At 55.0% G+C, this 11,794-nt stretch carries 11 protein-coding genes; 5 read left to right on the forward strand and 6 right to left on the reverse strand.

What is annotated here, in order from left to right:
- A complete protein-coding gene (gene allC / locus NA986_RS11755) occupies positions 1-1,236 on the reverse strand; it encodes an allantoate deiminase (RefSeq protein ID WP_000589769.1) in 1,236 nt (411 codons plus the stop codon).
- 21 nt (positions 1,237-1,257) lie between these two features.
- Positions 1,258-2,307: an ureidoglycolate dehydrogenase AllD gene (allD, locus tag NA986_RS11760; RefSeq protein WP_000703936.1), complete on the reverse strand. Its 1,050-nt coding sequence runs from the start codon at positions 2,305-2,307 to the stop codon at positions 1,258-1,260.
- Between the two features lie 315 nt (positions 2,308-2,622).
- Between allD and NA986_RS11765 the strand changes: the two genes are divergently transcribed.
- From NA986_RS11765 to NA986_RS11780, 4 genes are read left to right on the forward strand one after another with little or no spacing between them, the layout of a single operon-like run.
- A complete protein-coding gene (locus NA986_RS11765; RefSeq protein ID WP_000580922.1) occupies positions 2,623-4,287 on the forward strand; it encodes an acyl-CoA synthetase FdrA in 1,665 nt (554 codons plus the stop codon).
- 9 nt (positions 4,288-4,296) lie between these two features.
- Entirely contained in the window at positions 4,297-5,556 is a 1,260-nt protein-coding gene (locus NA986_RS11770) for a DUF1116 domain-containing protein (RefSeq protein WP_000495330.1), read from the forward strand.
- 11 nt (positions 5,557-5,567) lie between these two features.
- Complete coding sequence (locus NA986_RS11775; RefSeq protein WP_000821191.1) at positions 5,568-6,377, forward strand: DUF2877 domain-containing protein; 810 nt, start codon at positions 5,568-5,570, stop codon at positions 6,375-6,377.
- A gap of 3 nt (positions 6,378-6,380) precedes the next feature.
- Positions 6,381-7,274, forward strand: a complete 894-nt coding sequence (locus NA986_RS11780; RefSeq protein WP_000855337.1) for a carbamate kinase — start codon at positions 6,381-6,383, stop codon at positions 7,272-7,274.
- A gap of 40 nt (positions 7,275-7,314) precedes the next feature.
- Here NA986_RS11780 and purK read toward each other — a convergent pair whose 3' ends face one another.
- From purK to ppiB, 4 genes are all read right to left on the reverse strand, one after another.
- Positions 7,315-8,382 carry a 5-(carboxyamino)imidazole ribonucleotide synthase gene (gene purK / locus NA986_RS11785; RefSeq protein WP_000815601.1) on the reverse strand — a complete coding sequence of 356 codons (1,068 nt, stop codon included), beginning with the start codon at positions 8,380-8,382 and terminating at the stop codon, positions 7,315-7,317.
- Positions 8,379-8,888 (reverse strand): 5-(carboxyamino)imidazole ribonucleotide mutase, encoded by a 510-nt coding sequence (gene purE / locus NA986_RS11790; protein WP_000098736.1) that lies wholly within the window; start codon positions 8,886-8,888, stop codon positions 8,379-8,381. Before purE ends, purK begins: the two co-directional genes overlap by 4 nt.
- 117 nt (positions 8,889-9,005) lie before the next feature.
- The gene (gene lpxH, locus NA986_RS11795; RefSeq protein ID WP_000212284.1) at positions 9,006-9,728 is read right to left on the reverse strand and encodes a UDP-2,3-diacylglucosamine diphosphatase; all 723 of its coding nucleotides are present in this window, start codon (positions 9,726-9,728) and stop codon (positions 9,006-9,008) included.
- Between the two features lie 2 nt (positions 9,729-9,730).
- Positions 9,731-10,225 (reverse strand): peptidylprolyl isomerase B, encoded by a 495-nt coding sequence (gene ppiB / locus NA986_RS11800; RefSeq protein ID WP_000255991.1) that lies wholly within the window; start codon positions 10,223-10,225, stop codon positions 9,731-9,733.
- Positions 10,226-10,397: 172 nt separating this feature from the next.
- On the opposite strand from ppiB, the gene cysS reads away from it, so the two are divergent.
- Positions 10,398-11,783, forward strand: coding sequence for a cysteine--tRNA ligase (gene cysS, locus NA986_RS11805; RefSeq protein ID WP_000912376.1), 1,386 nt, complete (start codon positions 10,398-10,400; stop codon positions 11,781-11,783).
- Positions 11,784-11,794 lie beyond the last annotated feature (11 nt).

The following is an 11,794-nucleotide window of genomic DNA, read 5'->3' on the forward strand; positions in this document are numbered from 1 at the left end:
TTATTTTTGCCAGGCAAGTTGATGCAGCATTAATGCCAGAGTTTTGACCCCTTCAGCAAGATCATTAATGTTGGTACGTTCCGCCGGGTTATGGCTGATACCATTAATGCTGGGGACGAAAATCATACAGGTAGGGACGCGCGGCGCGAAAATTTGCGCGTCATGACCTGCGCCGCTATGCATTATGCGATAGTTCAGTTGTTCGGTTTCACACAGCCTGGTGAGGGCCGCGACCAGTTCGGCGTTCATCGGCACCGGCGCTTCGTCCATCCACAAATCGATATCGATGCTGATATCCATTTCATCGCAGATGGCGCGCATATCGTTTTCCAACTGTTCGGTAAATTCGCGAAGTACGGCGGCGTCCGTATGCCGGCAATCGATTGTAAATGTGGTTTTTCCAGGGACAACATTGACCGTATTCGGCTGCGGCTCAACTTTGCCGAACGTTAATACCAGGGGATCGCCATGCTGTTTGGCTTTTTCAATGGACTGACTGCAAATACGACTGAAGGCATGCACCGTATCGCGACGATAGCCCATTGGCGTTGTGCCTGCATGGTTGGACTCGCCGTTGAGCGTCACCGTGTAGCGACGTTGCCCGACGATGGCGTTGACGACGCCAATCGACTGTCCGTTGCTCTCCAGAACGCAGCCTTGCTCAATATGCAATTCAACAAAGGCGCGGATATCGGTTCGCGCGGCGAGCGGCGCGGCGGGAAGGGTAAATCCGCACGCCTGCATAGCGTCGACAAAGCCTGTGCCTTTGGCGTCCTGGATATGGCGTACCTCTTCAGGATTCGCCAGGCCAAAAATGTTCTTGCTGCCCCAAAAAACGTAAGGGAAACGGCTGCCTTCTTCCTCAGCCATTGACACTACCTCGACGGTGCGCAGCGGCGCGCCGTAGGTCGCTTTTAGCCAGTCGAGCGCCAGCCAGGCGGCAAGCGCGCCGAATTGCCCGTCCAGATTGCCGCCGTTGACGACCGTATCAATATGCGAACCGCTTAAAATCACCTGCTCCGGAAATTGTGTGCCGCAAAGGCGGCCATATAAATTTCCGACGTCATCAAAGCGTGTCTCCAGACCGCTTTCTGCCATTCGCTTTTTAAACTGCTGCTGTGTTTCCAGCCACTCAGGCGAATAAAGTAAACGCGTCATTCCACCCGTAGGATCGGCTCCAATGGAAGAGAGCCAGGGCAATGTTTCTTCTATCGCGTGGCGAAAATGCTTTATCATAGAAAATTCCTGTTTCAATAATTATTGGGCAAAGGGATTTTTTGTTTCGTATGACTTGAGATAGAGGGCATCGGAAATCAGATATTGATAAATATCATCAACAATATCGATACCATTCATATCGGCATTTTTCTGTTTAATATCCTGATCCTGTCCAGGATAATAAACCTGTTTAAAACCGGGGGCGGGCTTCACGGAATTGAGTTCCTGCATGGTCTGACTAATATGTTTGCGGAATAATTCACAGGAAGAGAAGAACGCCGGATTAATGACCAGATGAAGTTGTCCTAAATTGCGTCCGGCGTGTAAATCTTCATACATCGAACTGACCTGGCGGCCAAACGGCAGCCCCAGCAGAATACCGGACAGAATATCGATCATCATCATCAGGCCGTAACCTTTCGGGCCTGCGGCGGGTAATAACGCATTGACGGCAAAAGGATCATGTGTCGGCGCGCCATTTTTATCGACGGCCCAACTCTCCGGAATGGACTCATTGCGGGACCGTGCATCGAGGACTTTTCCCCAGGCCTGCACGGTGGTGGCCATATCGAAGGTAATGATGTCGTCGCCTTCGCCCGGCGCGGCAAAGGCCAGCGGATTAGTGCCATAGTAAATATCCGCCCCGCCAAACGGCACGACCATAGGATCGGACTGACAGATAGACAGACCGATCAGGCCTTCGCGAGCAGCCTGGCGGACGAAATAAGAGATGGCGCCGCTATGGCCCATTCTGCTAATGCCGACAACCGCGACGCCATTTTTTTTGGCTATTTCAATAGCATGCTCCATTCCCATTTTGGCTGCGACCTGTCCGGCAGCATTATCGGCATGCAGTATCGCCGTACAGGGACCGGTATTCTCAATGCGGAACGTCGGCTCCCGGTTGGTGCCGCCTTTTGAAATTCGTTCGGCATAATATTCAACGCGTACGGCGCCATGTGAGTGAATACCTCTGGCATCTGCATAAACCAGTACGTCGGCGACGATGGCGGCGTGCTCACGTTTTAGTCCGGCTTTATAAAGCTTATTTTCGATAAGCTGATGGAGTGTTTCCCGACTGATTTTCATCTGTCTTCCTTTTTAACGACGGTGTGAAGCATGACTGCGATTAACATACCGGGAAAATAAAATGATTATGTGATCCAGACAGGCAAAAAAATATAATTAGAATTTATTTGATAATCAGGCGGGTTTTATCTTTTTGCTTAAATAAAAAGCTTTTTTAGAAAATCATAACTAATCCTTTAGCCGTTGTTTGAATTCTTTTGTTAATAAATTTGATGTGACGTTAATCACTCTATTTACCCTCCCGGATATATACCGTGAAGCGCACATTAACACTGCTCGTGCAATTGCAATGGGTGCAATTATTAAGGAGTTGTTATGATCCACGCCTTTATTAAAAAAGGGTGTTTTCAGGACTCTGTCAGCTTAATGATTATTTCTCGAAAGCTGAGTGAGTCCGAAAATGTTGATGATGTATCGGTAATGATGGGAACGCCTGCGAATAAGTCGCTGCTGGAAACTACCGGTTTCTGGCATGACGATTTTCATGGCGCAACGCCCAATGACATTTGTGTGGCGATTCGTACCGAAGCGGTAGATGACGGCATTACGCAAGTGATTGTGCGACAGCTCGAAGAAGCATTGCAGCAGTTGGCGCAGGGAAGCAGCGGCAGCCAGTCGTTAATCCAGGTCAGACGCTGGGAAAGCGCCTGTCAGAAACTGCCAGAGGCGAATCTGGCGCTGGTATCGGTGGCCGGCGAATATGCGGCGGAACTGGCGGAGCAGGCGCTGGATCGTTCGTTGAACGTGATGATCTTCTCCGATAATGTCACGCTGGACGATGAAATCAGACTAAAACGCCGGGCGCGTGATAAAGGACTGCTGGTCATGGGGCCGGATTGCGGCACCGCTATGATCGCCAATACGCCGCTGGCTTTCGCTAACGTCATGCCAGAGGGCAACATCGGGGTGATTGGCGCTTCCGGCACCGGTATTCAGGAGCTCTGTTCACAGATTGCGCTGGCGGGGGAAGGGATTACCCATGCTATCGGGCTTGGCGGACGCGATTTGAGCGCCGAGGTCGGTGGGATCAGCGCGCTAACGGCACTGGACATACTCAGCGCGGATGAAAAGAGCCAGGTGCTGGCCTTTGTCTCCAAACCGCCTGCCGATGCGGTTCGTCAGCATATTATCGCGGCGATGAAAGCCACCGGGAAACCCGTTGTAGCGCTGTTCTTAGGGTTTTCCTCCCCCGTTGCGCGTGAGGAAAACGTCTGGTTTGCCTCGACGCTGGATGAAGCCGCCCGACTGGCATGTTTATTGTCTCGCGTGACGTCGCAGCGTAAAGAAATGGTTTCAACAGGCGGCGTGATTCGTGGTCTCTATACCGGCGGAACGCTGGCGGCGGAAGCGGCGGGGCTGCTGGCTGGCTATCTGGGCGTCGCGGCGGATACGGAACATCACCATGGCATGATGCTTGACGCTGACGGCCACCAGATTATCGATCTGGGCGATGACTTTTATACCGTTGGGCGACCACATCCGATGATTGACCCGGCGTTACGTAATCAGCTTATCGCCGGGCTTGGCGCACAGCCGCAGGTACGCGTGTTATTAGTGGACGTCGTTATTGGTTTTGGCGCGACTGCCGATCCCGCCGCATCGCTGATTCAGGCCTGGCAGAAGGCATGTGCCGCACGCGCCAGCGACCAGCCGCTGTTCGCCATCGCAACCGTCACCGGAACGGAACGCGATCCTCAGTGCCGCTCGCAACAAATCGCCGCGCTCGAAGATGCCGGCATCACGGTAGTGGATTCTCTTCCCGAAGCCACTCTGTTGGCCGCGGAACTGATTCGACCTACCCTCTCTTCAACTCATCCATCAGCTCCCCGGTTACTGGAAGCGGTAGCGGTGATTAATGCCGGGTTACGTAGCTTCGCGCTGGATTTACAGGCTGCCGGTATGCCCGTGGTGCACTACCAGTGGGCGCCTGTCGCTGGCGGTAATAAAAAACTGGCTCGTCTGTTAGAACGTTTGCAATAAGGGGTTCCCATGTTTACATCAGTGGCGCAAGCCAACGCTGCAGTCATCGAACAAATTCGTCGCGCACGTCCGCACTGGCTGGATGTGAAGCCAGCTTCTTCATTAATTAGCGTGCTCAATCAGGGGAAAACGCTTCTTCATGCCGGGCCGCCGATGCGCTGGCAAGAGATGACCGGCCCGATGAAAGGCGCCTGTATCGGCGCATGCCTGTTTGAAGGATGGGCCAAAGATGAAATGAGCGCGCTCGCGCTGTTAGAGCAGGGAAAGGTCAACTTTATTCCCTGCCATCACGTTAACGCCGTGGGGCCGATGGGCGGTATCACGTCAGCCAGTATGCCGATGCTGGTCGTGGAAAATATCACCGACGGCAATCGCGCGTACTGCAATCTCAACGAAGGGATCGGCAAAGTGATGCGTTTCGGCGCCTATGGCGAGGATGTTCAGCAACGTTTGCGCTGGATGCGTGATGTGCTGATGCCGGTATTAAGCGCGGCGCTGGGACGTCTGGAGCGGGGGCTCGACCTGACCGCAATGATGGCGCAGGGCATTACGATGGGAGATGAATTCCACCAGCGCAATATCGCCTCTTCCGCATTGCTGATGCGCACGTTGGCGCCGCATATCGCCCGTCTGGAACACGATAAGCAGCAGATAGCGGAAGTGATGGATTTTCTGAGCGTCACCGATCAATTCTTCCTTAATCTGGCGATGGCCTACTGTAAAGCCGCCATGGACGCGGGCGCGCAGATTCGCGCCGGCAGTATTGTGACGGCGATGACCCGTAATGGCGATATGTTTGGTATTCGGGTTAGCGGTCTGGGCGACCGTTGGTTCACCGCGCCTGTTAATACGCCACAGGGGCTATTTTTTACCGGTTTTTCGCAGGATCAGGCCAACCCGGACATGGGCGACAGCGCCATTACTGAAACGTTTGGTATTGGCGGCGCTGCAATGATTGCCGCGCCTGGCGTAACGCGTTTTGTCGGTGCCGGGGGAATGGAAGCGGCGAAATCTGTTTCTGAAGAGATGGCTGAAATTTATCTCGAACGCAACATGCAGCTACAAATCCCCGGATGGGATTTTCAGGGGGCCTGTCTGGGGCTGGATATCCGCCGCGTGGTCGAGACCGGAATTACGCCGCTGATTAACACGGGTATCGCGCATAAAGAGGCGGGAATTGGTCAGATTGGCGCGGGAACCGTCCGTGCGCCGCTGGCCTGTTTCGAGCAGGCGCTGGAAGCGCTGGCGGAAAGCATGGGCGTAAGTTAAGAGAGCGTCTCATGAAACGTATCCATCCTCTTATGGCAAGCCGACAATCGGCGGATTATCGGCAACCCTGGCAGATGTCAGGGGTATGGCGTCGCTCTATTAATTTTGTGGCGAAAAGCGGTGAGTTATTAACGCTTCACCGTCGGGGGAGCGGCTTCAGTCCGGGAGGGTGGATACTGCGCGGCGGCGATTTTGACGCCTTGCGCGATGTGCTCACCGATGGCGAAAAACCGCAGTCAACCGCTGCCGGTATTCAGATTGGCGAGTTTCTTTTATGCGAGCCGGAGAGGCGCTGTTCGCTGCGGGTTCCACGCTATCTTGCGTCGCCGCGTCTTAACGCGACGTACATGCAGCGTAGTGAGGAGACGGGGCTGTTTGGGCCGTTAACCGTCGCCGCAGCTCAGCCTCTATGTCCGGAACTTCGCCAGTTTTGTCACTGCTTTCAGTCGGCGCTTGCAGGTGCTGCGACTGACTGGCGGCTATGGCTGGGTAAAGGGCCGGGCTTAACGCCCAGTCATGACGACACGCTGACGGGAATGTTGCTGGCGGCCTGGTATTTTGGCGCCATAGATGAACGCGCCGGGCGTAATTTTTTTGCCCAATCCGGCAGCCTTGATCGGGCGACGACGCTCGTGAGCGTCAGTTATTTACGCTATGCGGCTATGGGTTATTTCGCGTCGCCTTTACTCCACTTTATTCATGCGCTGCGACGAGATGCTCGCACAGAAACGGCGATTGACGGACTGCTGGCGCTGGGGCACACCTCTGGCGCGGATACGCTGCTGGGGTTCTGGCTTGGACAACAAATAGTAAAAGGATAGGGAATGAAAACGTTGGTAGTTGCTCTTGGCGGCAACGCATTATTGCAGCGCGGAGAAGCGCTAACGGCAGAGAATCAATATCGCAATATTGCCGACGCGGTGCCTGCGCTGGCGCGACTTGCCCGCTCGTATCGGCTGGCGATAGTACATGGCAACGGCCCCCAGGTCGGCCTGTTGGCTTTACAGAACCTTGCCTGGAAAGCCGTTGAGCCTTATCCGCTGGATGTGCTGGTAGCGGAGAGTCAGGGAATGATCGGCTATATGCTGGCGCAGCGTCTGGCTCTTGAACCCGATATGCCGCCGGTGACTGCGGTATTAACGCGGATAAAGGTATCGGCGGACGATCCTGCTTTTCTTGAACCGGAAAAGTTTATTGGTCCCGTTTATTCGCCAGAAGAGCAAATGGCGCTGGAAGCGACTTATGGCTGGCATATGAAACGTGATGGAAAATATCTGCGCCGTGTCGTCGCTTCCCCGGCGCCGCGTCAGATTATCGAAAGCGCCGCTATTGAGTTATTGCTAAAAGAGGGCCATGTGGTGATTTGCAGCGGCGGTGGCGGGGTACCTGTTGCCGGCGAGGGCGAAGGGGTCGAGGCGGTGATAGATAAAGACCTGGCGGCGGCATTGCTGGCGGAGCAGATAGCGGCCGATGGTCTGATCATTTTGACGGATGCTGATGCGGTGTATGAACATTGGGGAACGCCACAACAGCGCGCTATTCGTCAGGCTTCGCCCGATGAGCTGGCGCCGTTTGCCAAAGCCGATGGCGCGATGGGACCGAAGGTGACCGCGGTAAGCGGATATGTGAAGCGGTGCGGAAAGCCGGCATGGATTGGCGCATTGTCGCGTATTGACGATACCCTGGCGGGCAGAGCGGGAACCTGCATCTGTCTGTGATCGCGACGGGCGGCGACAGAGAATGCGCCGCCCACGCTGTTTATTTAAGCTTACTTTGCGCCCAGATAATGCCGCTGGCGTATTCGCCCGGCAGGAGCGGAGAGAGCGCTTCCAGGGTGGCGCTAAGACGTGACGTATCGCTGTCGGTCAGATTCAGATGGCCGACTTTTCGCCCCGGACGTACCGCTTTATCATACCAGTGCAGATGTACCAGCGGCAGCTTCAGCCAGTCGTAATTCAGCTCGCTGCCGATCAGGTTGATCATCACCGACGGGGCGTTAATCACCGGCGCGGGCAACGGCAGGCCGGTAATCGCGCGCAAATGCAATTCAAACTGACTGATGCTGGCGCCATTTTGCGTCCAGTGTCCGCTGTTATGCACGCGCGGCGCCAGTTCATTGATTAACAGGCCTTCCGGCGTGATAAAACATTCCATCGCCATTACGCCGACGTAGTTCAGCGCCTGCATAATTGCTGACAGCATCGATTCCGCCTGCTCCTGCTGTTCGGCGTTCGCCTGTGGGAACGCGACGCTGGTCCGCAAGATGCCGTCCTGATGCAAATTGTGCGTTAGCGGGTAAAACACGGTACTGCCGTCATGAGCGCGCGCGCCGACTAACGACACTTCGCCGGAAAAATGGATACCGCGCTCAACAATACATTCGCCATAGCAGTCATCCGGCAGTTGCCCGGTTTCGTCCGCGCGTAGACGCCACTGCCCGCGACCGTCGTAGCCGCCAACGCGACGCTTAATAATCGCCAGTTCTCCCAGACGGTCAAAGATGCCGGACCACTCGTCGGCGCTGGTCAGCAGCTGCCACGGCGCGGTCGCGAGTCCCAGTTTATCGAAAAGCTGTTTTTGTGTCAGACGGTCGGCGATGATCGGAAATACATCGCGATTGACGAAGGCCGGGTGGCGCGCCAGCTCGCGGGTAAGCGCGGTTTCCGGCCAGCGCTCAATCTCTGCGGTAATGACGCTCTGCTGTACCGGCACGGCGGTAGGCTCTGCATCCAGACCAACCGGCCAGACGGCGATACCCAGCGGTTCGCCCGCCTGGCGCAGCATTCGGCCCAGTTGTCCGTTGCCGAGAACGCAAACTTGCTTCATAGCGTCCCCCGCGGATCGGGATTTTCCAGAACTTCATCGGTTTGCGCTTTGCGCCAGTCGGCAATGCGCTGATGCAGTTCCGCGTCGTGTTGCGCCAGAATCTGCGCGGCGAGCAGGGCGGCGTTCGCGGCACCGGCTTTACCGATCGCCAGCGTACCCACCGGAATGCCGCGCGGCATCTGCACGATGGAGTAGAGGCTATCCACGCCGCTGAGCGCAGCGCTTTGTACCGGCACGCCGAGTACCGGGACCAGCGTTTTTGCCGCAATCATTCCCGGCAGGTGTGCCGCGCCGCCCGCGCCGGCAATAATCACTTGATATCCGTTCTCTTCCGCCGTTTCGGCGAAGCTGAACAGCTTATCGGGGGTGCGATGGGCGGAAACCACTTCTACATGGTGCGGGACATCCAGAATTTCAAAAATTTCGGCGGCGAATTGCATGGTAGCCCAGTCGCTTTTGGACCCCATCACGATGGCGACACGCGCCGGATTATTGCGGGAAGACATGCGTCTTAAAACTCCTGTGGTGCGGGACACGCTGCTTTTGAGGTGTCAAAGAATAGCATGATAATCAGGCAAGGAAAACGGTTGCGTGTGCGCCGTAACGGACGATTCGACGAACATTTACAGGGGGAAGGCGATTAACTCCACGTTGTCCGGCGTGACTTTTACCATTGAACCTTCATGATGCCATGCGCCTAACACCACGCGGAACGCGGGCTGGTCGTTGGCGGAAAGTTCATGCACCGCCGGGCGGTGGGTGTGACCGTGAATCAGCCACTGTACGCGGTGTTTTTCCATTTCGGCGACGACGGTCTGTGCATTGACGTCCATAATATCCAGCGATTTGCTGCTGTTGGCGGCTTTGCTGCCGGCGCGCATTCTGGCGGCGATACGGCGGCGGATAAACAGCGGCAGGGTAAGGAATAGTCGTTGAACCCACGGATTATGGACTTTGGCGCGAAACGCCTGATATCCGGCATCATCGGTACAGAGCGTATCGCCGTGCATAATCAACACATTGCGGCCATACAGGTCGAGCACTTTTTCCTGTGGCAGTAGAATCATGCCGCTTTCGCGGGCAAAGCGTTTGCCAATCAGGAAGTCGCGATTACCATGAATAAAGAAGCAGGGGACGCCGGAATCAACCAGCGATTTAATGGCAACGGCCATTTCACGATGTAGCGGGTTGGGGTCGTCGTCGCCAATCCAGGCCTCGAAGAGATCGCCAAGAATATACAGCGCGTCGGCCTGACGGGCTTCTACGGCTAAAAAACGCAGAAAACCGGCGACGATCGCCGGTTCTTCCGTTTGCAGATGCAAGTCTGCAATAAAGAGTGTCGCCACGATTACTCGCTGACGGTCACGTTTTCAATGATGACGTCTTCTTTTGGTACGTCCTGGTGCATACCGCTACGGCCAGTGGCGACGCCTTTGATTTTATCTACCACGTCCATACCTTCTACGACTTCCGCAAAGACGCAGTAGCCCCAGCCCTGCAGACTTTCGCCGGAGAAGTTCAGGAAGTCGTTGTCTGCCACGTTGATGAAGAATTGCGCGGTAGCCGAGTGTGGCGCCTGAGTACGCGCCATTGCCAGCGTACCACGGGTATTTTTCAGACCATTGTTGGCTTCGTTTTTGATCGCCTCTTTGGTGGCTTTCTGTTTCATGCCCGGCTCAAAGCCGCCGCCCTGAATCATAAAACCGTTAATCACACGGTGGAAAATGGTGTTGTTGTAAAAACCTTCGCGGCAGTAGTCCAGGAAGTTTTTAACTGTTTCAGGCGCTTTATCATCAAAGGTTTTGATTACGATATCGCCGTGATTAGTGTGGAAAGTAACCATTTTTGCATCCTGTTCCAAGAGAGTGGTGCTTTAGCCCGCAATGGGGCACATATAGGGGCTTGTTATAGCATAACCGTAAGCTGCGATCACCTTGCAAAGTGTGCTGCTTCGATTACGAATAATATGTATCATACGGAGATTATTACCCACACACGTCTATACGGAATCTTCGATGTTAAAAATTTTTAATACACTGACGCGCCAAAAAGAGGAATTCAAACCCATTCATGCCGGGGAAGTCGGCATGTACGTGTGTGGTATCACCGTTTACGATCTCTGCCACATTGGTCACGGACGCACGTTTGTCGCTTTTGACGTTGTCGCGCGCTATTTGCGTTTTCTCGGTTATAAGCTGAAGTATGTGCGTAACATTACCGATATCGACGATAAAATTATTAAACGCGCCAATGAAAATGGCGAAAGTTTTGTCGCGCTGGTCGACAGAATGATTGCGGAAATGCATCAGGACTTCGACGCGCTGAATATTCTGCGTCCGGACAGCGAGCCGCGTGCGACGCACCATATTCAGGAAATTATCGAGCTCACCCGCACCTTAATCGAGAAAGGGCACGCCTATGTGGCGGATAACGGCGATGTGATGTTCGATGTACCGACCGATCCGACTTATGGGCAGCTTTCCCGTCAGGATCTTGAGCAGCTTCAGGCGGGCGCGCGCGTAGATGTCGTTGACGTGAAGCGTAACCCGATGGACTTCGTGCTGTGGAAAATGTCGAAAGAGGGCGAGCCGAGCTGGCCGTCGCCGTGGGGCGAAGGGCGTCCGGGCTGGCACATTGAATGTTCGGCGATGAACTGCAAGCAGTTGGGCAACCATTTTGATATTCACGGCGGCGGTTCCGATCTGATGTTCCCGCACCATGAAAACGAGATTGCCCAGTCTACCTGCGCGCATGACGGCGAATACGTCAACTACTGGATGCACTCCGGTATGGTGATGGTGGATCGCGAGAAGATGTCCAAATCGCTGGGCAACTTCTTTACCGTGCGCGACGTGCTGAAATACTACGATGCGGAAACCGTGCGCTACTTCCTGATGTCCGGGCATTACCGTAGCCAACTGAACTACAGCGAAGAGAACCTCAAGCAGGCGCGCGCCTCGCTGGAGCGGTTATACACTGCATTGCGTGGAACGGATAAATCAGCGGCCCCGGCGGGCGGCGAGGCGTTTGAAGCGCGTTTCGTGGAGGCGATGAATGACGATTTCAATACCCCGGAAGCCTACTCCGTCCTGTTTGATATGGCGCGTGAAGTCAACCGTCTGAAGGGCGAAGATATGACCGCCGCGAATGCGATGGCGTCTCATCTGCGGAAGATTTCCGGCGTGCTGGGACTGCTGGAGCAGGAGCCGGATGTTTTCCTGCAAAGCGGCGCGCAGGCGGATGACGGTGAAGTCGCGGAAATTGAAGCCTTGATTCAACAGCGTCTGGATGCCCGTAAAGCGAAAGACTGGGCGGCCGCCGATGCGGCGCGCGATCGTCTCGCTGAAATGGGTATTATTCTGGAAGATGGCCCGCAGGGCACCACCTGGCGACGTAAGTAAACGCTTTTACA

Origin of the sequence: Salmonella sp. NW177, from assembly GCF_051811585.1 — a bacterium.
In the GTDB taxonomy this organism is placed as follows: domain Bacteria; phylum Pseudomonadota; class Gammaproteobacteria; order Enterobacterales; family Enterobacteriaceae; genus Salmonella; species Salmonella enterica.